At 69.9% G+C, this 23,140-nt stretch carries 22 protein-coding genes and 1 pseudogene; 13 read left to right on the top strand and 10 right to left on the bottom strand.

Translation table 11 applies throughout. The annotated features are described in order from the left end of the window. Positions 1 to 51: 51 nt before the first annotated feature. Complete coding sequence (locus WS89_RS00645; protein WP_059502672.1) at positions 52 to 846, bottom strand: AraC family transcriptional regulator; 795 nt, start codon at positions 844 to 846, stop codon at positions 52 to 54. 170 nt (positions 847 to 1,016) lie between these two features. Between WS89_RS00645 and WS89_RS00640 the strand changes: the two genes are divergently transcribed. Both WS89_RS00640 and WS89_RS00635 read left to right on the top strand, forming a co-directional pair. After that, positions 1,017 to 1,850, top strand: coding sequence for a molybdenum cofactor biosynthesis F family protein (locus tag WS89_RS00640; RefSeq protein WP_059502809.1), 834 nt, complete (start codon positions 1,017 to 1,019; stop codon positions 1,848 to 1,850). Continuing rightward, positions 1,847 to 2,656 (top strand): SDR family oxidoreductase, encoded by an 810-nt coding sequence (locus tag WS89_RS00635; RefSeq protein WP_059789134.1) that lies wholly within the window; start codon positions 1,847 to 1,849, stop codon positions 2,654 to 2,656. Before WS89_RS00640 ends, WS89_RS00635 begins: the two co-directional genes overlap by 4 nt. Positions 2,657 to 2,711: 55 nt before the next feature. On the opposite strand, the gene WS89_RS00630 is transcribed toward WS89_RS00635, so the two are convergent. Next, positions 2,712 to 3,389 carry a dihydrodipicolinate reductase C-terminal domain-containing protein gene (locus WS89_RS00630; RefSeq protein WP_059789133.1) on the bottom strand — a complete coding sequence of 226 codons (678 nt, stop codon included), beginning with the start codon at positions 3,387 to 3,389 and terminating at the stop codon, positions 2,712 to 2,714. Positions 3,390 to 3,715: 326 nt separating this feature from the next. Here WS89_RS00630 and WS89_RS00625 point away from each other — a divergent pair, with 326 nt between their 5' ends. From WS89_RS00625 to creD, 4 genes are all read left to right on the top strand, one after another. After that, entirely contained in the window at positions 3,716 to 4,429 is a 714-nt protein-coding gene (locus WS89_RS00625; protein ID WP_059502678.1) for an SDR family NAD(P)-dependent oxidoreductase, read from the top strand. Positions 4,430 to 4,504: 75 nt separating this feature from the next. Beyond that, positions 4,505 to 5,218 carry a two-component system response regulator CreB gene (creB, locus tag WS89_RS00620; protein WP_059502679.1) on the top strand — a complete coding sequence of 238 codons (714 nt, stop codon included), beginning with the start codon at positions 4,505 to 4,507 and terminating at the stop codon, positions 5,216 to 5,218. A gap of 14 nt (positions 5,219 to 5,232) precedes the next feature. Continuing rightward, on the top strand, positions 5,233 to 6,693 hold the full coding sequence (creC, locus tag WS89_RS00615; RefSeq protein WP_059789132.1) for a two-component system sensor histidine kinase CreC: 1,461 nt from the start codon (positions 5,233 to 5,235) through the stop codon (positions 6,691 to 6,693). A 105-nt stretch (positions 6,694 to 6,798) separates the two neighbouring features. Further along, a complete protein-coding gene (gene creD / locus WS89_RS00610; protein ID WP_059789131.1) occupies positions 6,799 to 8,187 on the top strand; it encodes a cell envelope integrity protein CreD in 1,389 nt (462 codons plus the stop codon). A 78-nt stretch (positions 8,188 to 8,265) separates the two neighbouring features. Here creD and WS89_RS00605 read toward each other — a convergent pair whose 3' ends face one another. Then, positions 8,266 to 8,688 (bottom strand): RidA family protein, encoded by a 423-nt coding sequence (locus tag WS89_RS00605; protein WP_059789130.1) that lies wholly within the window; start codon positions 8,686 to 8,688, stop codon positions 8,266 to 8,268. Positions 8,689 to 8,849: 161 nt separating this feature from the next. On the opposite strand from WS89_RS00605, the gene WS89_RS00600 reads away from it, so the two are divergent. Beyond that, entirely contained in the window at positions 8,850 to 9,047 is a 198-nt protein-coding gene (locus WS89_RS00600; RefSeq protein ID WP_059502687.1) for an oxidoreductase-like domain-containing protein, read from the top strand. A gap of 94 nt (positions 9,048 to 9,141) precedes the next feature. Here the strand turns inward: WS89_RS00600 and WS89_RS00595 are convergent, their stop codons facing one another. Continuing rightward, entirely contained in the window at positions 9,142 to 10,599 is a 1,458-nt protein-coding gene (locus tag WS89_RS00595; RefSeq protein WP_059789129.1) for an MFS transporter, read from the bottom strand. Positions 10,600 to 10,741: 142 nt separating this feature from the next. Here WS89_RS00595 and WS89_RS00590 point away from each other — a divergent pair, with 142 nt between their 5' ends. Further along, positions 10,742 to 11,614 (top strand): LysR family transcriptional regulator, encoded by an 873-nt coding sequence (locus WS89_RS00590; protein WP_059789240.1) that lies wholly within the window; start codon positions 10,742 to 10,744, stop codon positions 11,612 to 11,614. Between the two features lie 60 nt (positions 11,615 to 11,674). Then, positions 11,675 to 11,998: a DUF7660 family protein gene (locus tag WS89_RS00585; protein ID WP_059502692.1), complete on the top strand. Its 324-nt coding sequence runs from the start codon at positions 11,675 to 11,677 to the stop codon at positions 11,996 to 11,998. 31 nt (positions 11,999 to 12,029) lie between these two features. Here WS89_RS00585 and WS89_RS00580 read toward each other — a convergent pair whose 3' ends face one another. Further along, positions 12,030 to 12,938, bottom strand: a complete 909-nt coding sequence (locus WS89_RS00580) for a LysR family transcriptional regulator (RefSeq protein WP_059789128.1) — start codon at positions 12,936 to 12,938, stop codon at positions 12,030 to 12,032. A gap of 99 nt (positions 12,939 to 13,037) precedes the next feature. Between WS89_RS00580 and WS89_RS00575 the strand changes: the two are divergent. Further along, positions 13,038 to 14,008, top strand: a pseudogene (locus tag WS89_RS00575) (NAD-dependent epimerase/dehydratase family protein); the annotation flags it as partial. 349 nt (positions 14,009 to 14,357) lie between these two features. Here the strand turns inward: WS89_RS00575 and WS89_RS00570 are convergent. The 5 genes from WS89_RS00570 to WS89_RS00550 form a co-directional block, all read right to left on the bottom strand. Next, positions 14,358 to 15,059 carry a DUF2848 domain-containing protein gene (locus WS89_RS00570; RefSeq protein ID WP_059789127.1) on the bottom strand — a complete coding sequence of 234 codons (702 nt, stop codon included), beginning with the start codon at positions 15,057 to 15,059 and terminating at the stop codon, positions 14,358 to 14,360. A gap of 49 nt (positions 15,060 to 15,108) precedes the next feature. After that, positions 15,109 to 16,344 carry an MFS transporter gene (locus WS89_RS00565; protein WP_373558376.1) on the bottom strand — a complete coding sequence of 412 codons (1,236 nt, stop codon included), beginning with the start codon at positions 16,342 to 16,344 and terminating at the stop codon, positions 15,109 to 15,111. Between the two features lie 141 nt (positions 16,345 to 16,485). Then, complete coding sequence (locus WS89_RS00560; RefSeq protein WP_059789126.1) at positions 16,486 to 17,175, bottom strand: DUF4286 family protein; 690 nt, start codon at positions 17,173 to 17,175, stop codon at positions 16,486 to 16,488. Between the two features lie 98 nt (positions 17,176 to 17,273). After that, positions 17,274 to 18,311: a LysR family transcriptional regulator gene (locus WS89_RS00555; protein ID WP_059789125.1), complete on the bottom strand. Its 1,038-nt coding sequence runs from the start codon at positions 18,309 to 18,311 to the stop codon at positions 17,274 to 17,276. 100 nt (positions 18,312 to 18,411) lie between these two features. Then, positions 18,412 to 19,203 (bottom strand): SDR family NAD(P)-dependent oxidoreductase, encoded by a 792-nt coding sequence (locus WS89_RS00550; protein ID WP_059789124.1) that lies wholly within the window; start codon positions 19,201 to 19,203, stop codon positions 18,412 to 18,414. Positions 19,204 to 19,606: 403 nt separating this feature from the next. On the opposite strand from WS89_RS00550, the gene ypfJ reads away from it, so the two are divergent. The 3 genes from ypfJ to WS89_RS00535 all read left to right on the top strand — a co-directional run bounded on the left by ypfJ (position 19,607) and on the right by WS89_RS00535 (position 23,103). Then, entirely contained in the window at positions 19,607 to 20,485 is an 879-nt protein-coding gene (gene ypfJ, locus WS89_RS00545; protein ID WP_034204488.1) for a KPN_02809 family neutral zinc metallopeptidase, read from the top strand. A 163-nt stretch (positions 20,486 to 20,648) separates the two neighbouring features. Then, the gene (locus WS89_RS00540; RefSeq protein WP_059789123.1) at positions 20,649 to 21,383 is read left to right on the top strand and encodes a helix-turn-helix transcriptional regulator; all 735 of its coding nucleotides are present in this window, start codon (positions 20,649 to 20,651) and stop codon (positions 21,381 to 21,383) included. Positions 21,384 to 21,600: 217 nt separating this feature from the next. After that, on the top strand, positions 21,601 to 23,103 hold the full coding sequence (locus WS89_RS00535) for an aldehyde dehydrogenase family protein (RefSeq protein WP_059789122.1): 1,503 nt from the start codon (positions 21,601 to 21,603) through the stop codon (positions 23,101 to 23,103). Positions 23,104 to 23,140 lie beyond the last annotated feature (37 nt).

Here is a 23,140-nt window from a genome sequence, read left to right as displayed (position 1 = left end):
TGCGAATGCAGTGCGCCCGGCGGCCTCGAACTGCGCGGGCGACAGCGTGGCTCAACCCGCCTGCATGAACCGCCCCGGCGTGATCCCGAACTGGCGCGCGAACGCGCGCGTCAGGTGGCTCTGATCGGCGAAGCCGGCCTCGGCTGCGGCATCGGCGATCGGCAGGCCGCCGGCCAGCAGCGCACGCGCGAGCCGCGTGCGCTGCTGAACCAGGTATGCATGTGGCGTGATGCCGAGCTCGCGCGCGAAGCCGCGCAACAGCTGGAAGCGGCTGACGCCGCTCAGGTCGGCCAGCTCGGCGAGCGACACGGGGGCGCCCGGCGCTGCGTCGAGCCGCTCGCGGGCGACGCGGACCGCCGGTGCGACGCCCGCCGCCGGCAGCGTGCGGTTGGCGTGCCGGGCGAGCAAACCGGCGACGAGCATCACGAGCGCTTCGTCGCGGGCCAGCGGCTGGGTTTCGCCTGCGACGATGCGCGCATGCAGCCGGCCGACCGCGGCCGCGAGCCGCGCGTCGCGCACGGCCGGGTGCGCGAGCTCGACGCCGCCGAGGCCTTCTTCCGCCGCGACGCCCGCGACCAGCGCAGGGGCGAGGTACAGCATCCGCCAGCGCCGGCCGGTGCCGGCCTCGAGCGGCAAGCCGTCGTGCATCTCGCCGGGGTTGACCATGATCGCGTCGCCGGCCAGCGCGTCGACTTGCCCGCGGCCGCTCCACGACCGGTGCGCACCGCTGACGATCACGCCGACCCCGAATTCGTCGTGCGCGTGGCGCGGAAACGCGCGATCGGATTCGAGGCTGATTGCCTCGATGCCTTCGTCGCTGCGTCGGTAATGGATGACACGGTGCATGTGCGCTCCTCGCGCCGGTCGCGGCGCGGATCACGTGCACTTTAGCGCGTTCCGGCGCCGCGCGCCCTTCATCCTTTTGGCGGATACCGCGCGGCGCGCGCAGCCCGCACCATGTGCGCATGAGCAGCGTACACGGCCCGCCGGGCCTGAAGCTGCGCGGGAGACGGCAGGTGGAACGACAGGATCCGGTATTCATTCAGGTGGGTGCGCTCGCGGACGGCTTCGCGCCGGAAGCGAACGTCCTCGCACCCGTCGACGCGCTCGTCGGGCGGACGCTGGCGCTCGGCGACGCATCGGGCGTGTGGCGCGTCCATACGTTCGAGCCGGGCGCGCTGCAGTGGCGCGATGCGGCGACCGATACCGGCGGCCGCGCACCGTGCCGCGTGACGCGGCTGCGCGACGGCCTGTACTTCGTCGACTACATCGATGCCACCGCACGCGCGACATCGGTGAGCCTCGTGATCGATCTCGACGCCGGCGTGTGGACGTCGGTCGTCGGTACGCTGCCCACGGAAGCCGACACGCGCATCGATGCGTTTACGCGCGTCGCGCGCGGGCTGCCGCTGACGGCCGTCGATGCGCAATTCCGGCACGGCACGCTCGGCGGCCACGCCCGGCCGGGGCCGCTGCATGCACCCACGCGCGAGCTGATCGGCAAGCGGACGATGTACCGCTACAGCCCGACCGAATGCTACGAGCACATCTACCTGAACGAGAATTTCTACGCGTGGCAGTGCCTGCAGGGTGTCGAAGGCGGGCTGGCCGACGTCGACCGCTGTCATTACTTCAGGATCGCGGACGAGCTGTATCTGTTCGTGTGGCGCGAAAAGGTGGTGCCGACGCTCGGCGTCGTGCTGATCGATCTCGCGCAGCGCAAGACCGACGGCAAGATCTTCGGCTATCAGGGCGGTGATTTCGGCACGCTGTCGAATTTCCCGATCGGCGCTTACGCGCAGGTACTGAACGAAACCGTGCACCCGCTCGGCGGCGAGGGGCAGCGATGACAGCCATGCTGGGCAGCGGCCGCGTGCGTGCGGACTTCAGCGGGCGTGTCGTGCTCGTCACGGGCGCCGCGCAAGGGATCGGCGCGGCGATCGCCCGCCGTTTCGCGGAATCCGACGCGTTCGTCGCGCTCGCCGATCTGAACGGCGACGCGGCAGGCGCGCAGGCCGACGCGCTGGTCAGCGCGGGCGGCGACGCACGCGCGTATCGGGTCGATGCCGCGAGCCGGGACGAGCTGGGTGCGCTCGTTGCGGCAGTCGAGCGCGACGGCGGCCGGCTCGATGTCGTCGTCCACAATGCCGCGTATTTTCCGTTGACGCCGTTTGCGCGGATCGACGAACCGACGCTCGAGCGCACGCTGTCGGTCAACCTGTCGGCGCTGTTCTGGCTCGCGCAGGCCGCGTTGCCGGCGTTCGAGCGCGCGGGGGCCGGGCGGCTGCTCGTCACGTCGTCGGTGACGGGGCCGCGCGTCGCCTATCCGGGGCTTGCGCATTACGCGGCGTCGAAGGCCGGCGTGAACGGTTTCATTCGGGCGGCGGCACTGGAGCTGGCGCGCCGCAACGTGACGGTCAACGGCGTCGAACCGGGGATGATCCGCACGCCGGCGGCCGGCAATCTCGGCGATGCGTCGGTCGCGGCGCAAATCGCGCGCGACATTCCGCTGGCACGGATGGGCGAGCCGGAGGACGTCGCGAACGCGATGCTGTTTCTCGCATCGGCCGACGCGGCGTACATCACCGGGCAGACGATCGTCGTGGACGGCGGGGCGACCTTGCCGGAGAGCGGGGCGGTGCTGGGGGACGGGTAGCGGTGGGCCAGCGAGGGCGGCGGTTGTGGCGAGGCCGTGCCCGCCGCCGCCGCGACTACAGCCAGCCGTTGCGGATGAATTCGACGATCGAATAGCGACGTTGCTCGAGATCGTGTTGCCGGACGGCCTTGACGATGCGCGATACGCCGTCCGCATAGGGCGTCGCACCGGATACGCGCGATTCGAACTGCAGGCTGCATGCGCCGTCGTCGATGCGTATCCGGTGAACGGCATGGCGGCCGAGCTGATCGTCGGGAATGCCGAATTCGCTGCGCTGCACGGCCGGGTCGCGCACGGAGCGGATGGCTGCCGGCTGCACGCCGAGTGACTGGGCGATGCCGACGGCCGTGCCGGGCACGGACGTCTTGCCGGCCTGATGCGATTCGGTCACGCTGATTGCGCAGTCGCGAAACAGGTGGCCGCTGGTTTCCAGCATGCTCATGAACTTGAGCATCAGGATGTTCGTGTTCGGACACAGCACGACCGGAAAGCCGTACGTCCCGGTTTCGAGGTCGGAGCCGGTCGACAACTCGACGAGCGGCGACGCGGTGGCCTGGCAGAACGCGATCGCCGCGGCGAGTTCGCGGCCGGAGCCGGCATGGACGACGATCGACCGGGCGTCGGTTCGCGTGCCGTCCGACCACGGCATCACGCGGCAGGTGGCCGGGTCGAGCTTGTGCGAGCCGAGCAGCTCGTGGGCGAGCTTGCCGGTTCCGATGACGAGTACTTGCATGGGATTGACGGGTTGAGGTTCGGGATGCGGGTCGGCGGCGACACGGGCCGCCGGGCCGGGCGGCCCGGCGGCCGTGCCGCGCGCCGCGCGTGGCGGGCATCGCGCATTATGCCCGGCCGTCCGGCTGCGCGCTCGTCGGGCTTCGCCGGCGGTGCATGGACTGGATCCGTCTCGCGATGCCGCCGCCGCGCCGGCGCCCGACAATCACGGCGAAACGACGGGCGAACCGCATCTCCGCACCCTCGTCGCCGTGCGCACGAACGCGTGAACGGCGCTACGCTGTCGGCATTTCATCCAATCACCCCTCGATCCAGGAGAACACATCGATGGAACACGACCTGAAAGGCAAGGCAGTCGCGATCACCGGCGGCTTCGGTCATCTGGGCGTCGCGACGGCCGCGTGGCTCGGCGAGCGCGGCGCACGCGTCGCGCTGATTGGCCGCGGCGCGGCCCCGGCGGCGCAGGCGCTGCCCGGCGTGCCGGCCGATGCGCTGCGCATCGGCGGCATCGATCTCGTCGATCCGCAGGCCGCCGCGCAGGCGCTCGAAACGGTCAACCGCGAATTCGGCCGGGTCGACGCGCTGCTGAACATCGCCGGTGCATTCGCGTGGCAGACGATCGCCGACGGCGACGCCGCTACGTGGGACCGCATGTACGAACTGAACGTGAAGACGGCGCTGAACGCGTCGAAGGCCGCGCTGCCGTACCTGGTGGCGAGCCGGGCCGGCCGCATCGTCAACATCGGCGCGGGCGCGGCATTCAAGGCCGGCGCGGGGATGGGCGCGTATGCGGCCGCGAAGGCGGGTGTCGCGCGGCTCACCGAGGCGCTGGCGGCGGAACTGCTCGATCGCGGCGTGACCGTGAACGCGCTGCTGCCGAGCATCATCGACACGCCGCCGAACCGCAAGGACATGCCCGACGCCGACTTCTCGCGCTGGGTGCGGCCGGAACAGCTCGCGGCGACGATCGGATTCCTGCTGTCGGACGACGCGCAGGCGATCACCGGTGCGTCGATTCCGGTGAGCGGGCGCGTCGCATAGCGCGCCGGGCAAGGGCTCGCCGAGGCAGCCGTGCGTACAATGTCGCACCGGATTGCGCGACCCGAACCCGAGACCATGACTCAGCCCACCATCCTGATCGTCGAAGACGAACAGGCGATCGCGGACACGATCGTCTACGCCCTCGGCACCGACGGCATGCAGACCGTCCACTGCACGCTCGGGCAGGCGGCGCTCGACCGCCTGCGCGACACGCGTGTCGATCTCGTGGTGCTCGACGTCGGCCTGCCGGACCTCAGCGGCTTCGAGGTATGCCGGCGTCTGCGCACGTTCACCGATATTCCGGTGATTTTCCTGACCGCGCGGCACGACGAGATCGACCGCATCGTCGGGCTCGAGATCGGCGCCGACGATTACGTCGTCAAGCCGTTTTCGCCGCGCGAGCTGGCCGCGCGGGTGCGCGTGATCCTGCGCCGCTTCCATCGGGCGGCCACGCCGGAACCGGCGCCCGCATCCGCGCCGGCGGACGCGTCTGCACCGGTCGCCCCCGGCTTCGCGCTCGACGCCGACGGTGCACGCGTGTCGTGGCTCGGTCACGCGCTGGATCTCACGCGCTACGAATTCGGGCTGCTGGCGCTGCTGGTCCGGCATCCGGGGCGCATCTATTCGCGCGAACAACTGATGGATCTCGTGTGGCACGAGGCGCTCGATTCGACCGATCGCACGGTCGACACGCACATCAAGACGCTGCGCGCGAAGCTGCGTGCGATCGATCCCGAGCGCGACCCGATCCGCACGCACCGCGGGATGGGTTATTCGCTGCAACCGTAACGACCGGCACCGCCATGCATATCGGCCTGCGCATCTTCTTCGGCTTTTTCCTGATCGTCGGTCTGGCCGCGCTGATCACGCTGCGCGTGTTCGTGCAGGAGGTGAAGCCCGGCGTGCGCGAAGCGATGGAGGACACGCTCGTCGATACCGCGCAGGTGCTGGCGACGCTGGCCGCCGACGACATGGCGAACGGGCATATCGCCGACGGCGCGTTCGCACGGCAGCTCGGGAAACTGCACGAGCGCCCGGTCAGCGCGAACGTGTGGGGCATCCAGAAGAACGCGATCGGCTACCGTCTCTACATCACCGACGCGCACGGCATCGTGCGCTACGATTCGGCCGGCAGCGCGGTCGGACAGGACTATTCGCGCTGGAACGACGTGTACCGGACGCTGCGCGGCGAATACGGCGCACGCAGCACGCGCAGCGATCCGAACGACGACGGCAGCACCGTGATGCACGTGGCGGCGCCGATCCGGCGCGGCAGCGAGATCATCGGCGTGCTGACGATCGCGAAGCCGAACCAGACGGTCGCGCCGTTCATCGCGCGCAGCCAGCGCAAGATCATGCTGTACGGCGCGTTGCTGATGGGCGGCGCGATCCTGATCGGCGCCGCGTGCACGTGGTGGCTGGTGCTCGGGTTGCGGCGCCTGCAGCGCTATGCGCGCGCGATCGCGGCCGGCGAGCGCGCGTCGATGCCGCTGCAGGGCGCGAACGAGCTGGCCGAGCTCGGACGCGCGGTGGAAAGCATGCATCAGCGGTTGGAAGACCGGCAGTACGTCGAAACCTACATCCATACGCTCACGCACGAGATGAAAAGCCCGCTGGCCGCGATCAGCGGCGCGGCCGAGCTGCTGCAGGAAGACATGCCGGTCGCGAACCGCCGGCGTTTCACCGAGAACATCCGCCGTCAGGCCGGCCGCCTCGAACAGATGATCCGCAAGCTGCTCGCGCTGGCCGAGGTCGAGCAGAAGCAGCGCCTGTCGGTGCACGAGCCGGTCGCGCTGCGGCCGGTGCTCGAACAGCTCGTCGACGATATCGAGCCGCGCGCGCGGCAGCGCGGCGTGAGCCTGCACATCGATGCGAACGATGCGGCCGACGGGGGCGGTGCGGCGGTCGTCGACGGCGATCCGTTCCTGCTGCGGCAGGCGCTCGGCAACCTGCTCGACAACGCGCTGGATTTCGCGCCGCAGGGCAGCACGATCCGGATCGCGCTCGAGCGGCGGCCGGCGGGCAGGGCGCACGTCGCGGTCGTGCGCGTTGCGGACGACGGCCCCGGTGTGCCCGACTATGCGCTGTCGCGCGTGTTCGAACGTTTCTATTCGCTGCCGCGCCCCGATGGGCAGGATCGCAGCACGGGCCTCGGGCTGTGTTTCGTGCGCGAAGTCGCGATGCTGCACCGTGGCCAGGTCGCGCTCGCGAACCGTGCGGAAGGCGGCGCATGCGCGACGCTCACGTTGCCGTCGGCGGGCTGACCGCGCGCTTCACACCCGCCACACATTCACTTCACGCCGGCTTCAATCGCCCTTCACCGGGGCCGCTCATGCTGACCGTACCTTCCACTCCGGTACCTGCCAGCAATGAATCGAGTCCTGTTGTTCAAGTCCATGATCACCGCGCTTCTCGCGCTGGCGATCCTGATCCCGCTGCAGATGGTCCAGAGCATCGTGCGGGAACGCGCCGACTATCGGCAAAGCGCGCTGCAGAGCATCTGGGCGAGCTACGCGGGGCCGCAGACGGTGACGGGGCCGGTGCTCGTCGTCCGTTACACGGAAGTCACGCGCGTGAGCGAAGACGTACGCGCCGGCGGCAAGGCGAAAACCACCCTGAAAAGCGAGGCGAAGCGGCTGCTCGTGTTCCCGAAGACGCTGAAGGTCGACGGCACGCTGTCGGTCAGCGTGCGCTATCGCGGCATTCACAAGGCGCTCGTGTACGGGCTCGACAGCCGGATGACGGGCACGCTGCCGCTGCCGGACCTGAAGAAGCTGCCGCAAGCCGACGGCCACGTGAGCTTCAAGGTCGACGACGCCTATGTCGCGCTCGGCATCGGCGACCTTCGCGGGCTGAAGGCGCAGCCCGATCTGCGCATCGGCGGCAAGCGGATCGACGTGGAGCAGGGTACGCGGCTCGACGGCCTGCGCCAGGGCGTGCATGCGAACGTCGATCTCGCGGCGCTGGCGGACGCAAACGCCGGGGCGACGGTCGTGCCGTTCAGCATCGGCCTGCCGCTCGCGGGCGCGGAATCGGTCGCGTTCGCGCCGGTGGGCGACCAGAACGACTTTTCGCTGAAATCGACGTGGCCGCATCCGAGCTTCGGCGGCGAATTCCTGCCGGCGGAGCGCATGATCGACGCGCGCGGCTTCGTCAGTAACTGGCACGTGACGTCGTTCAACACGAAGGCGCGCGAGCAGGTGGCGTCCGGCAACGGCGACGGCGGGATCGAGATGGCGTCGGTATCGGTGATCGAACCCGTGAACGTCTATCTGCAGGCCGAACGCGCGACGAAGTACGGCGCGCTGTTCGTGATGCTCACGTTCGCGAGCTTCTTCATGTACGAGCTCGTGAAGCGGCTGCGCATTCACCCGATCCAGTACACGCTGGTCGGCCTGTCGCTCGCGCTGTTCTTCCTGCTGCTGCTGAGCCTGTCCGAGCACATTGCGTTCGGCTATGCGTATCTCGCGGCGAGCGGCGCATGCATCGGGCTGCTCGGCTTCTACCTGTCGTTCGTGCTGCACAGCGTGAAGCGCGGCGCGACGTTCACCGCGCTGCTGGCGATGCTGTACGCGGCGCTCTACGGGCTGCTGCTGTCGGAGGACAATGCGCTGATGCTCGGTTCGCTGCTGCTGTTCGCGATCCTCGCCGGCATCATGACGCTCACGCGCCGCGTCGACTGGTATTCGCTCGGCGCTGCGTGGCAGCCGCTGGCCGACAAGCCGGCGGCGCTGAAGCCGGGCGCGCCCGCGAAGTAGGCTAGCGGGGTGCAAGCAAGCGCGCGCCGGTCGGCAAAGCCTCGACCGGCGAGCGTTTTCACGCGAGCCCGATGCTCTTCACGCATGCGACAGCGGACGACGAATCCGCGCCAGCGGAATTTCGGCGATGGCCGCGATCTCGATCAACAGGTCGGGATGGTAGAGCCGCTCGACCTGGACGGTCGTCGTCACCGGATAGGGTTCGGCGAAGTAGGTGTTGCGGATGTCGCCCGCCTGCATGAATGCGTCGATGTCGGTGGCGTAATGGACGAGCGAGATCACGTCGCGCATTTGCCCGCCCAGTGCGGCCAGCACGTCGCGGATGTTCTCGAGCGTCTGGCGAGCCTGGGCGCGCATGTCGCCGGCACCGACGACCTGCCCGTCGCGGTCGAGCGCGATCTGTCCCTTCAGATGCACGATCCGGCCGTCGCCCTGGATCACGGCCATCGAGAACGCGCCGAACGGCGCCCAGACTTCCGGTGGATTCACGGCTTCGGCCATCGCGCAGCTCCTGTGGGGCGGAATGAGGCGACCGCAGCGGCGTGCCGCACCCGGCGATCGCGCCATGGCGGACGCGTTCATCGTCGATCCGCCCGGCCCGCCGAACGCGGCGGCGGCCCGGATCGCCCTATACTGACCACTTCACATTACCGGAACACGCCGTGCCGAACCAAGTTTCCGGAGATTCGTCCGTCGACGATCCCCGTCCGACCCCACCCGTGCAACCCGAACTGGAAGACTGCTGCAACAGCGGCTGCTCGCCGTGCGTCTTCGACCTGTATGACGAAGCGCTCGCACGCTATCGCGTCGAGCTGGCCGAATGGGAGGCGCGGCACGCGCAGCGCGAGCCTCACCGATGAACCGGAGGCCGGCGAGGTGCCGCGCCGCACCTGTCTCGCGCCTGTTGTCCGATCCGCGTCGGGCTGACGATGCCGTTTCGTCGCGTGCTCCGTGTCACGCATCCGCATGCAGCCGCCGATGCAGCGGCTCCAGCGCCATCGACAGCGCAATGCAGACCAGCAACACGACCGTCAGCGTGAACATCGACGCCCTGAACCCCTGCACGTAATCGAGCGCGGCCGGATGCACGCCGAGCCGCGCGAAGAACACGCCGCCGATCGTCGCGGCGCCGACCGCCGCGCCGATCTGCAGCATCGCGCTGACCATTCCCGACGCGACACCGGCGCGGGCCGCATCGACTTCCGCGAGCACGATCCGCACGACCGACGGCAGCACGAGCCCTTGCCCGATGCCGATCGCCGCGATGCCCGCATAGAAGCCGGGCCCCGGCGCGCCGTCGCGGGCGAGCGCGGCGGCGCTCGCGACGCCGGCCGCGAGCATCGCGAAGCCGAGCGTGAGCACGCGATACCCGCCGAAGCGGGCGACGAGGCGCGGCATCAGCAGCGGGCTCGCGAGGAAGCCGAGCCCGAGCGGCAGGATCGCGAACCCGGACGCGAGCGGCGACCAGTTCAGGCAACCCTGCAGATAGATCCCGTAGCTCAGGAAGAACGCGCTCAGCATGTAGAACAGGAACGCGAGCAGCAGCCCGAGCGCGACGACCGGGTTGCGGAACAGGCGCACGTCGAGCAGCGGATCGTGGCCGCGCGCGAGCCGGCGCGCTTCGACCGTCAGCAGCGCGCCGAGCATCGGCAGCGCGCCGACGCCGCACGCGATCATCCACAGCGGCCAGCCGGCTTCGCGACCGTGCGTGAGCGGGTACACGAGCATCAGCAGGAACAGCGACATCAGCACCGTGCCCGGCACGTCGATGCGCTGGCCGCGCGGCGCGCGGTTTTCCGGGATGAAGCGCCAACTGCCGATCAACGCCAGGATGCCGATCGGCAGATTGACGAGGAAGATCGCGCACCAGCCGAGCCCGAACGGATGCAGGCTGATCAGTGCGCCGCCGCCGAGCTGGCCGATCACGGCCGCGAGGCCGAACGCGAACCCGTAAAAGCCCATCACGCGCACCTGCTCCTGCGGGCTGAACACGCTGCGGATCGTCGCGAGCACCTGCGGCGCGAGGATCGCGGCGAACAGGCCCTGCAGCACGCGGCCGCCGACGAGCACCGTGCCGTTGCCGGCGAGCCCGCACAGCGTCGACGCGAACACGAAGCCGGCCATGCCGATCATGAACATGCGTTTGCGTCCGTACAGGTCGCCGAGACGCCCGCCGGTGATCTGGACGACCGCGTTCGCGCACGCATAGGCCGATACGACGAGTTGCAACTCGGCCTGGCGTGCGCCGATGCCGTCGCGAATGGCCGGGAGCGCGAGGTTCACGATGAAGTAGTCGAGCGGCGGCAGAATGGCGCCGACCAGCAAGACCACGAGCGCCCAGCCGTGGTGACTGCGTGGCGTCGCGGCAGCCGCGCCGGCCGGCGCGCAGGAAGCAAGGGTGTTGTTCGTCATGAAGGATCCGAAAAATTAGGGGCCTGATGGGTGATGGGCCCAGGCAGGCCGTTGCCCCATTATTCTGGGCATCGCCAATGGTTCGGAAAAGCGGGAAAGAGTGGTAGCATCCATCGGGTTAATCGATGGATGGGGAATGACGATGCGCGGTTTCGATCTGGATCAGTTGCGCACTTTCGCGGCGGTCGCGGATGCCGGCAGCCTCACGGCAGCCGCGCCGCTGCTGCACCTGTCGCAATCGACGGTCAGCGAGCAGGTGCGCAAGCTCGAATCGCGCGCCGGCGTGCCGCTGTTCGTGCGCAGCAAGCGCGGCGTCGAGCCGACGCCGGCCGGCTCGCGGCTGCTGAAGCATGCGCGCCGCATCGTCGCGTTGAACGAGGCGGCGTTCGACGAGTTGCGCGGGCAGGCGATCAAGGGCGAACTGCGCGTCGCGATCACCGACTATTACCGCACGAACGAAGTGGCGGGCATGCTGGCGCGGCTGCGCGAGTGCTACCCGCAGTTGAGCCTGCACGTGAGCGCGATGAAGAGCGCGGATATCGAGGCGGCGCACGCGCGCGGGCAGATCGACCTCGGCGTCGTGATGAACATGTCGAGCGGGCCGTTCCGGCCGGCGTCGGCCGACACGCGCTGGGTGCTGCGGCGCGAGCCGCTGTCGTGGGTCGCGTCGCCCGCGCTCGCCGAACAGTTGCCCGAACCGCTGCCGCTGGTGCTGCTGCCGGACGACTGCATGATGCATCAGGTCGCGGTGCGCTCGCTCGACGAACGGCACACGCCGTACGCGCTCGTGCACAGCGCGTCGGGTGTCGCGGGCTTGCAGTCGATGCTCGCGGCGGGGCTCGGGGTCGGCTGCCTGTGCGCGTCGGCGATCGGCGATGGCCTGATGCGGCTCGGCACGAAATACCGGCTGCCGCCTTTGCCCGACGCGGTGTTTTCGCTGACGCCGCCGTTGCCGGGCGAGCGCGAGACCGTCACCCAGGCGCGCGAGGTGCTGTCGCGTCAGCTGCTGATGTAACACCATGCCGCGCGTCGTGCGGCGGCGCGTCACCGACGGGCGCGCCAGGGGGCTACGGGCATGAACGACGACGAACTGAAGAACCAGATGGCCGCGAAGCTGGAGCATGCGCTGGAGCGCGTGGTCGACGAGCGCTCGCTGGTCCACTTCCTGCGGGTGCTCTGCCATGACTGGCGCACGGAGCGGCAGCTCGAGGCCGATGCGCCGCTGTCGCCGTATGCCCACGCGGCGCTCGGCTGGGAAAACCGTTCGATCGGCGAATACCTGGAAGCGATGATCGACTGGGCCGAGGCGTCGGAAGAGGGGTTGGGCTGCTACGCCATGCCCGACAATCCGTGGCGGCGCATCGCCGACATCCTGTTCGCCGGGAAAACCCACGAATGACGCGGCTCGCGCGATTCACGCACGCCGCTTTCTACTCGGCGACTTCATCGTCCGCGTCCGCATATGCACGCAACCCGTTGGCCAGTGCATCGAACACGGCCCGGCAGCGCGGGCTCGTCCGCAGGTCTTCGTGCATCACGACCCAGGTTTCCAGCCGCATCGCGGGCCCGTCCGGCAGCACGCGCACGAGCCGCGCGTCGCGTTTCGCGAGCGCCGTCTGGCAGAAGCCGATTCCGTAGCCGGCGCGGATCATCGCAAGCTGTGCGAGGTTGCTGTCGGTGCGCAGCGCGAACGCGTCGCGCTTCCACATCGGCATGCCGCGCCCCGCGGAGCGGATGAACGGCGTGACCGTATCGAAGCCGATCAGCGCGTGATGCGCGAGCGCGTCGATCGTCGCGGGCGCGCCGTGGTGCGCCAGGTAATCGTCGCGCGCATACAGCCCGACCTCGATTTCGCCGACGCGCCGCGCGACGAGCGCATCCTGCGCGGGCGGCGCCATCCGGACCGCGATATCGGCCTCGCGCTTCAGCACGTCCTGGATGCGGTCGGTCGGTACCAGTTCGATCACGAGCCCCGGATGGTCGCGCCGCAATTGCGCGAGCATCGGCGGCAGCACCTCGACGGCGATCACGTCGCTGGCCGAAATCCGCACGATGCCGCGCACGCCGGCGCCGTGGCTGGCCGCCGCACGCTCGAACGCGGCCGCCGCGCTGCGCAGCGCCTCCGCATGGCCGCGCAGCGCGAGCGCGGCCTCGGTCGGCAGCAGGCCAGACGGCGAGCGCGTGAACAGCGTCTGGCCGAACGCCGCTTCGAGCGCCGCGACATGGCGGCCGGCCGTCGGCTGCGTGATGCCGAGCGCGCGCGCCGCGCCGGACAGCGAGCCTTCCGTCAGCACCGCGAGGAAGGTGCGGTAGCGTTCCCAGTTCAGAGCGGTGGTCATGCATAAATGTATAGCCGATCCGTCGGGTTAGGCAATTCCTTGATAGCCGGCTGCGCGCCAGAATGCGTGTCGTGATGGTTTCATTCAAGGGGAACGGCAATGGCGAAGAACGCAGGCGGGACGCAACGGCTGGCACTCGTGCTCGGCGCGAGCGGCGGAATCGGCGGGGAAGTCGCGCGGCAGTTGCGCGATGCGGGCTGGCAGGTGCGTGCGCTCAAGCGCGGGCTCGCTGCCGAGGCCGTGGAGCGCGACGGCATCGCGTGGGTGCGCGGCGACGCGCTGGATCGCGATGCGGTGGTGCGCGCCGCACGCGGTTGCAGGGTGATCGTGCATGCGGTGAACCCACCCGGATACCGGAACTGGGCTACGCAGGTGTTGCCGATGATCGACAACACGCTCGCGGCGGCCCGGGCCGCGCAGGCGACCGTCGTGCTGCCGGGCACGGTCTACAACTTCGGCGCCGATGCGTTTCCGGTGCTGCGGGAAGATGCGCCGCAGCATCCGGTGACCCGCAAGGGCGCGATCCGCGTCGAGCTGGAGCGGCGGCTGCAGGACGCCAGCACGCGCGGCGTGCGGGCAATCGTCGTGCGCGCCGGCGATTTCTTCGGGCCGCAGCTCGGCAACAGCTGGTTTTCCCAAGGGTTGGTCAGCCCGGGCGGCCCGTCGCGGCCATCCGCGTGCCGAGCCGCGGCGTCGGCCATCAGTGGTCGTATGTGCCGGACGTGGCCCGCGTGATGGTCGAGCTGATCGAGCGGCGCGAGACGCTGGAGCCGTTCGCGCGATTTCATCTGGGCGGGCATTGGGATGAAGACGGCATGCAGATGGCGCAGGCCGTGCAACGCGTCGCGCAGCGGCACGGCATGCGGCCGGCGCTGCGCGATTTCCCGTGGTGGCTCGTGTGGGTAGCCGCGCCGTTCGTCACGACGCTGCGCGAATTGCTCGAGATGCGTTACTTGTGGCGCGAACCGGTCCGGATGGACAACGCGCGCGTGACCGCGGTGCTCGGCCGCGAGCCGGTGACGCCGCTCGATACCGCGGTGGAGGCGACGCTGGCGGGGCTCGGGTGTCTCGGGTGAGCAAGGCCGGGCTGCGCCCGTGCACGGAAACGCGTCACGGCGAACCGGAGAACGCACGAGGCCACAATTCTCCACATACCCGCGTGCGTCCGATGCGCATCATGTCGGTCAGTACCGATAAGGCGAGAACGGGGGCGCGATGGGGTATTGCGGATGGAAAATATCGGTTGCGGGGGCAATCGTGTTCGCACTGAGCGGGTGTGCGAACCTGGCCGGTGTGCTGTACTGCGGCAACTCGCAGTTCAACTTCCCGGACTACCATTGCTTCGAGTCGTACAGGTAGGAACGGGCGCGACGACTGAACACCGTCGTGCCCGTGTTCCGTGCGATGTTCCGCTCGCCGTTACGCCACGACCGGCAACACCTCGACTGCATACCGGTGTCGCAAGCTGCGTCCGAGCACCGGATCGTGCAACTCCATCTCGAATGCGTCGCCGTCGTCCATCGCCGCGATCGCGCCGTGCACGGCGACCGTGCCGCCGTACATCGCGCAGCGTGCGGGCATCGTGCGGCGATCGTCGAACCGCTGCCACAGCACGTCGGGCGCGAGCAGGCCGCTGACCGCGCCGTGCTGGTACGCCACCCGTTCGCCATCGCGCGCAATCAGCCACGAACGCATCTCGAGCGTATCCCAGTGATCGGCGACATCCGCATAACGCCACGCGTCGCGGCCGAGCGGCTTCGCGCACACCTGCTTCGACACGGCGACGCCGTACGCTTCGACTTCGCGATCCGTGTGATCGGAGCCGACCGTGACCAGCGTGCCGGCCGGGCTGTCGACCAGCACGCATTCGATTTCGCCGCCGGAGCGCGCGCCGAGCACGCCGATCGACGGCGCCTGCGTGAGCAGCGCGGACGACACGCGATAGAAGCATGGCGTGGTCGACGGGGGTGCGACGCCGAGCGCCGCGAGTTCATCGATGTGCGCGCGGATCGCGGCCGGGTCGCGGCCGGCCCAGCCGGCGATCACGACGCGTTCGACGTCGGCGTCGACGGCGGCTGGCGTGCCTTGCGGGGAAATCACGTTGAACGACAGGGTTGGCATGCGGCTATCCGTTTGAAGTGCGAAGGAATGAATCGGCTGGCGGCTGCGCTCAATCCTCGAGCGGCCGGTGCGCGGTCTCGCGCGCGGCGACGAGTGCGATCGACGTGACGACGAGCGCGGCGGCGACGTACAGCGACACGGCCGTCGTCGTGCCCGTCTGCCGGAACAACGTGGCGATCACGAGCGGCGCGAAGCCGCCGCCGACGATGCCGGCGAGCGTGTACGCGAGCGACGCGCCGGCATAACGCACGCGCGTCGGGAACTGTTCGGTCACGAACGCGCCTTGCGGGCCGTACATCACCGCATGGATCACGAGGCCGATCGCGACGGCCGCGACGATCGCCGCAGGGCGCGCCGAATCGAGCAGCGCGAAGAACGCGAACGCCCACACGATGCCGGCGAGCGCGCCGGCGAGATACACGGGCCGGCGGCCGAAGCGGTCCGACAGCGCACCGAAGAACGGCACCGCGAGCGCGTTGCAGGCCGTGCCGATCATCACGGCCGTCAGCGCGACGGGGCGTGACAGGTGCAGCACGGTCGTCACGTAGGTCAGCGTGAACACGACGATCAGCGCATACAGCACGTCCGAGCCGATCCGCGAGCCGCCTGCGATCAGCAGGCGCTTCCAGTGGTACTTCAGCACGTCGGCGACGGGCACGTCGGCGGTCGCGTGCGATTCGGCGAGCTGCTCGAACTGCGGCGTTTCGTCGACGCCGCGCCGCAGCCAGAATCCGAACACGACCAGCAGTGCGCTGGCCGCGAACGGCAGGCGCCAGCCCCACGACAGGAACGTGTCGGACGTGGTGGACAGCGTGACGAGCGCGATGCAGCCGGTGCCGAGCAGCGTGCCGAACGACGGGCCGATCTGCGTCCACGAGGCGGACAGCCCGCGCCGTTTCTGGTCGCCGTGCTCGACCGAGAGCAGCACCGCGCCGGCCCATTCGCCGCCGAGCGCGACGCCCTGCACGAAACGCAGCGCGACGAGCAGGATCGGGCTCAGGATGCCGGCCTGCGCGTAGGTCGGCAGCGCGCCCATCAGCGCGGTCGTCACACCCATCAGCACGAGCGTGAGCATCAGCACCGCGCGGCGGCCGATGCGGTCGCCGAGGTTGCCGAACACGAAGCCGCCGAGCGGACGCGACACGTAGCCGACCGCATAGGTCGAGAACGCGAGGATCGTGCCGGCCAGCGGATCGACCGACGGAAAGAACAGATGGTTGAAAACGAGCGCGGCGAGCGTGTTGTAGATCGTGAAGTCGTACCACTCGAGCGACGTGCCGATCATGCTCGCGGTCGCGAGTCGGCTGTTGCGGACACGGCGGGGCGCGTGGGCGGCGGGCTGGACGAGAGTGCTCATGGTATCGGGCAGGTCGTGACGGATGACGGGATGAAGCGCGGGGCCGGCGTGGGCGTCGGCGTCGAGCGTTCAGGCAGGCAGGGCGGCAGCGGCGGCCGCGTCGGCTTCGGTGTCGCGTCGCCGGGCAGGCAGCGGCGCGGCGGCGCGCCACAGCAGGTCGAAGGTGCGCACGTCGTCGTGCCCGGCGAGCGTCGCCGCCACGCGACGCGTGGCCGCCGCGTCGCTGCCTTCGATCAGCACGAGCGCATCGGCGGCCGGGCGGGCGGCCGCTGCGGCGCCGATCGGCGCGGACAGGTCCGGCGACGTGCGGAAGAGCCGCGCGGCGTGGATGCCCGGTTCGTGCAGCGCGGCGTCGAAGCGCTCGCGCAGGTGCGGCACGTCGATGCGGTCCGGCGGCAACACGAACAGCGCGAGATGCGCGCCTTCGCCGTCACCGGCCTCGATCGTCAGCTCGCCGACGCGCCGCTGCGTGCCCGTCATGCGCTCGAAGTTCGCCAGCGACCACGCGGTCTGCTGCGTGAACGCGCGCCGGTACGCGTCGCCGCGGAACACGTCGAGCGCGTCCGTCACGTACAGCGCGAGGTATCGGCGCGGGCCGCCGTCGGTCGCCCGAAACCGTCGCGCATGCGTGAAGCCGGGAATCGCGACACGCTCCTGCATGTGCTCGCGGTCGTACCACGCGTTGAAATCGGCTTCGTGCGTGGGGTCGATATCCGTCCAGACGCAAAGCTGGCCGTGCGGAAGGGAAAGGCGGGTCATCGCGGGGGTCCTCGTGACGGGGTGTCAGGAACCTCAGTGTCCCGAAGGCGGGCCGCGCCCGTCCAACAAGAAAACAAATTCGCGGTGAACAGGTTTTCTTATGAGCGGCGCGGGCGGCGTTTCGCGGCGGGTGTGGCAGGCGATGCGGCCTTCGCCGTGCGCTTCGTTTTCGCCGACGTGTTCGTCTTCGTCCCGGTTGCCTTGCACGTGGGCGCTGCGTCGACGCGATCGGGGGCGGCCGGCTTCGCGAGGTTCGCGGCGGCTGCCGTCGGGCGCGCGACTTCGCTCGCGAGTTCCGCGATGCGCGCGGCGACCGGCAGCCCCTGGCTGCGGTACGTCGCGACGAGCGGCAGCGCCGGGAACTCGGGCTCGACGTCGAGCAGTTCGAGCGTGCCTTCGTGCAGTTCGCGCCCGATGATCGCGGGCGGCAGCGCGGCCACGCCGAAGCCGTCCGCGACGAGGCGGATCATCGCGGCGACCGACGTGATGCAGTTGATGCTGGCCGGCCGTTCGACGGCTGCGAACAGCCGCTCGATCGTCGCATGCGGCCCCGAGTGGCGCGAGAAGCTGATGATCGGAAACCCGGCCAGGCGCGCGACGTCGAGCGGCTGGCCGCCGAGCCCGAGGCGCGGGCTCGCGGCCCAGCGCACCGGGAATTCGCACAGCGGCAGGTTCGTGAAGTCCGGCCCCGGCACCGGGTCGGTCTGCAGGATCAGGTCGACGCCGTCGGTGCTGAGCAGCCGGATCAGATGCAGCGTCGTGTCGCTCGTGATCTCGACGTCGAGGCGCGGATAGCGCTCGCGCAGTTGCGCCATCAGCGCGGGGAACCAGCTGTGCACGATCGATTCGATCACGCCGATCCGGATCAGGCCCGCATCGCTCGCCGCGTCGATGTCGCGCCGCATTTCGCCGTCGAGCCGCACGATCCGCTCCGCGTAGGCCAGCATGCGCCGGCCCGCGGGAGTGAGCGTGGCCGAGCGCGTGTTGCGGTCGAACAGGCGCACGTCGAACGCCTCCTCGAGCGATGCGATGCGGCTCGACACGGCGGCTTGCGTCGTGTGCAGTTTCTCGGCCGTGAGCCGGAAGTTTTCCAGCTTCGCGAGCCAGACGAAGGTTTCCAGAAACCGGATGTTCATCGCATTCCGAACGGTGAGGCGGTGCCGCGCCGGGCGGCGGATCCGGACGATGTTAATGGATTCGGGCGCGGGCCGGCGCGTGCGACGCCTTCCGGTGGCGTCAAAGCCGGTCGAACGCGAGCGTCGGCACGTCGACGCTCGTCGCGCCGCCGTCCGCGACGAGCGTCGCGCCGGTCACGAACGATGCGTCCGGCGACGCCAGGAATGCGCACACGGCCGCGATCTCGTCGGGTTCGGCCGCGCGCCGCAGCGGCACGTCGGCGCTGACGCGGGCGTACGCCTCGTCGAGCGAATCGCCGTGCGCGGCCATCAGCGGTGCCATTTCCGCATCGGCCATCGGCGTGCGGACCCAGCCGGGGCAGACGGCGTTCGCCCGCACGCCGTGCGGGCCGTAGTCGCGTGCGAGCGATCGCGCCAGCCCGAGCAGCGCGTGCTTGCCGACCGTGTAGCCGCATACGCCCGGCCCGGCCGCGAGCGCCGCGATCGACGCGACCAGCACGATATTGCCGCGCTGCGCGATCAGGTCGGGCAGGCACGCGCGCGCGCTGACGAATGCGGTGTCGAGGTTCGCGCGCATCGCGTCGCGCCACTGCGCGTCGTCGGTTTCGTCCGCACGGCCGACACCGTGGCCGCCTGCGCATGCGACGAGCGCATCGACGCGGCCGAAGCGCTCGGCGATGCGCGGCAGGAAGCCGGCCCAGTCGGCGGTGCCGGCGGCGTCGCCCGCGAGCGCGAGGCCGCCCGTTTCGGCAGCCAGCGCGTCGAGGGGGGCCTGGCGGCGCCCGATCAGCACGACGCGGTCGCCGCGACGGGCGAAGCGGCGCGCGCACGCGGCGCCGATGCCGGTGCCTGCGCCGGTGATCGCGATCGTGCGGGCGGGCGGTTGCGTCATGTCGTTCTCCGGAAAAGGGGCGGTCCGGCCACTTTATGCGGCGCGGGCGCGCCCCGGTATCCGCCGAAAGGATGAATGCGGGCTGTCCGGGCGGCCGGGCGCGGCGGCCGTCGCGCATTTTGCAAAGGCTGACGATGTTCGCCGCCGAATCGCTCTATCCTCCACATTTTTGCGATAAGCCGCGAAAGCCCGGCAAAATAGCGCGGGCGCGCGCGCGCAGTGGCGCGCGGCGCGTCGGTCGGCCGGTTCCGTCGTACGAATCGGGCGGCAGGCGGAATCGGCGCGAGCGGGCGTCCGCGGCACAGGTATCGCGTCCGCCGACGGCTCGTGCCGCCACGGCGTATCGCCCGGTTGCGCGCTGGCGCGGCCGGACCATCGACAAAAGAACAGGGAGGGGCCGGCAATGAGGCTGGACGACGAAAGAGAAAGCGTCAACGTCGAGGATCGACGCGGCGCCGGCGGGTTCGGCGGCGGGCGCGCGACGATCGGCATCGGCACGATCGTGGTTGCGCTCGCCGCATCGTATTTCTTCGGTATCGATCCGCGCGTCGTGCTCGAAGGCGCGTCGGCGCTGCAGGGCCGCCAGCAGCAGGCGCAGCCCGCGCCGACCCAGCGCCAGGGCGCGCCGGCCAACGATCCCGGCGCGGTGTTCACGCGCAAGGTGCTCGGCAATATCGAACGCACGTGGACGGATGTGTTCAACACGCAGCTGCACGCGCAGTACGAACCGCCGAAGCTCGTGATGTTCACCAACTCGACGCCGACCGCGTGCGGCACCGGCCAGACCGCGATGGGGCCGTTCTATTGCCCGGGCGACCGCAACGTGTATATCGATCTCGGCTTCTACGACGAGCTGCGCAAGCGTTTCGGCGCGGGCGGCGATTTCGCGCAGGCCTATGTGATCGCGCACGAAGTCGGCCATCACGTGCAGAACCTGCTCGGCATCGCCGACAAGGTCGACGCCGCGCGGCGGCGGTCGAGCCAGGCGCGCGCGAATGCGCTGTCGGTGCGCATGGAGCTGCAGGCCGACTGCTTTGCCGGCGTGTGGGCGAACAACGCGCAGCGCGCGAACCAGCGGCTGATGGAGCCGGGCGATTTCGAGCAGGGGCTGAAGGCCGCCGCGGCGATCGGCGACGACCGGCTGCAGCAGCAAGGGCAGGGCTACGTCGTGCCCGAAAGCTTCACGCACGGCACCAGCGAGCAGCGCGTGTACTGGCTGCGGCGCGGGATGGAGTCGGGTGAGGTGAGCGCCTGCGACACGTTCGCCGCGAACGCACGCTGAAACGACGCGCGCGCACCGTCGCGCGCCGATATCGTCCTGGTTGAACCGGCCGCCGCGGCCGGGCCGGGACGATTTGCCGATTTGTGCTCACCGGCGCTTTTCGGCGCCGGTAGGCTGGCCCGACCGTCGAGATTCGATGCGTTCGCCTGCCGGCCGATTTCCCATGCCCATCTTGTCCGTTTCCGCCGACCACGCCCGCGCCGACTGGCAACGCGCGCTGCGCGCGTGCGTGGATGCGTTCGACGCATTCGCGAGCCCGTCGGCGATCGTGTTCTACCGGCTCGACCGGAGCGGCGAGCCGGCCGATTTCGAGCTGTTCGGGATGCCGGAATCGATGCATCGCACCTACGTCGCCCGCTACCGGATGCTCGATCCGCTCCATCCGTCGCGCTGCGCGGAGGGCGAATGCGCGGTCGTCACGCTCGCGTCCCAACTGCCCGACGAGCGACGTGATGCGTCCGCGTACTGGACCCGTTTTCTGCGGCGCCACGACGTGGCCGACGTCGTCGAGATCTGGCTGCGCGATGCGGGCCGGACGGTGGGCGCATTCTCGCTGCTGCGCTTCGGCATTGGCGACGCGAACGGCAGCGGCAGCGGCAGCTCCGGCCGGTTCGCACCGGGCGAGATCGACGCGCTCGCGCGGCTGCAGCCGGTCGCCGAAGCCGCGTTGAGTCCGCTGCTGCGCGCGCGGCGCGGCATCCACCGGATCGGCTGCGAAGAACGCCTGACCTACCGCGAGGAGCAGATCGCGCGGCTCGTGCGCGACGGCCGCTCGAACAAGGAGATCGCACGCGATCTCGCGCTCGGGCAACCGACGATCAAGACGCACCTGATGCGCATGTACCGCAAGCTCGGCGTATCGAACCGCACCGAGCTGGTCGGGGCGCTGTTCCTGTAATCGTTCCGCGCGCGGGCAGCCCTGCCCGCGGCGATATCGAGCCGGGTTACGGCTCCGCTCCGCCCGTGCGTCGCCGCAGGGGACGAACTCGCCCCTCCCGGCGTCCCACGCGCTGCCAATTTGCGCTCACCGGGCGCGATTCCCCGTCGATACAGTGGTCCGACGCACGCGTGCCTCACCGGCACGCGATCCAGCCACGACCATCAACGAGACGCCCATGAGCAACACGAACTTCGTCGCCGTCAGCGACACCGTGCGCACTTTCGTCGCGCGCGATTTCGGCCTCTTCATCGACGGTGCAATGCAGCCCGCACACGCGGCCGCGCGGCTCGACGTGTACGACCCGGCCACGGGCGAGCGGCTCGCGACCGTCGCCGATGCGGACGCACACGACGTCGACCGCGCGGTCGCCAGCGCGAAACACGCATTCGACGCGCGCGTCTGGAGCGGGCTGCGGCCGGCCGACCGCGAACGCATCCTGCTGAAACTCGCAGACCTGATCGAAGCCGACGCCGAAACGCTCGCGCAACTCGAAACGCTGAACCAGGGCAAGTCGATTCACGTGTCGCGCGCGATCGAGGTCGGCGCGAGCGTCGAATACGTGCGCTACATGGCCGGCTGGGCGACCAAGATCACCGGCCAGACGCTCGACGTGTCGATCCCGTTCCCGCCCGGCGCACGCTATACGGCCTATACGCGCAAGGAGCCCGTGGGTGTGGTCGCCGCGATCGTGCCGTGGAATTTTCCGCTGATGATCGCGGTGTGGAAGCTGATTCCCGCGCTCGCGGCCGGCTGCACGATCGTGCTGAAGCCGTCGCCGGAAACGCCGCTCACCGCGCTGCGCCTGGCCGAACTCGCGCTTGACGCCGGCGTGCCGCCCGGTGTGTTCAACGTGGTCACGGGTGGGCGCGTCTGCGGTGCGGCGCTCGCGAGCCATCCGTCGATCGCGAAGATCTCGTTCACCGGGTCGACCGCGACCGGCAAGCTGGTCGGCGCGGCGGCCGTGCAGAACATGACGCGCTTCTCGCTCGAACTCGGCGGCAAGAACCCGATCGTGATGCTCGACGACGTCGACGTCGCGCAGGCGCTCGACGGCGTGGCCGCCGGCGCGTTCTTCAACCAGGGGCAGGTATGCGCGGCCGCGTCGCGCATCTACGTGCATCGCAGCAAGTTCGCGCCGCTCGCGGAGGGCCTCGCGGGCGTCGCGCAGTCGATGAAGCTCGGCGCTGGCCTCGACACCACCGCGCAGATCAACCCGCTGGTCTCCGCGCACCATCGCGACAAGGTCGTCGAGCACATCGAAGGCGCGCGCCGCGCGGGCCTCACGTTCCTCGCGGGCGGCACGCCGGCCGACGATCTGCCCGGCTATTACGTGAAGCCGGCCGTGATTGCCGATCCGCATCCGGACAGCGCGATCGTGCGCGACGAGGTATTCGGCCCGGTGATCGTCGTCGTGCCGTTCGACGACGCGGCCGACGCGGTGCGCCTCGCGAACGCGTCGCCGTACGGCCTCGCCGCGAGCATCTGGAGCAACGACCTGAAACGCGTGATGAACCTGGTGCCGCAGATCGAGGCCGGCACCGTGTGGGTGAACTGCCATATCCCGCTCGATCCGTCGATGCCGTTCGGCGGCTACAAGCAATCGGGCATCGGCCGCGAATTCGGCCAGTACGCGATCGAAGGCTTCACCGAAACCAAATCCGTCTGCATCGCGCACTGACGCGCGGCGCTCGAACCCGAACGAATCCGAACGAACC

This window comes from Burkholderia sp. MSMB1072 (genome assembly GCF_001524725.1).
Taxonomy (GTDB): Bacteria; Pseudomonadota; Gammaproteobacteria; order Burkholderiales; family Burkholderiaceae; genus Burkholderia.
The sequence above is the reverse complement of the archived record's forward strand: the minus strand, read 5'-3'. Positions and strand labels throughout refer to the sequence as shown.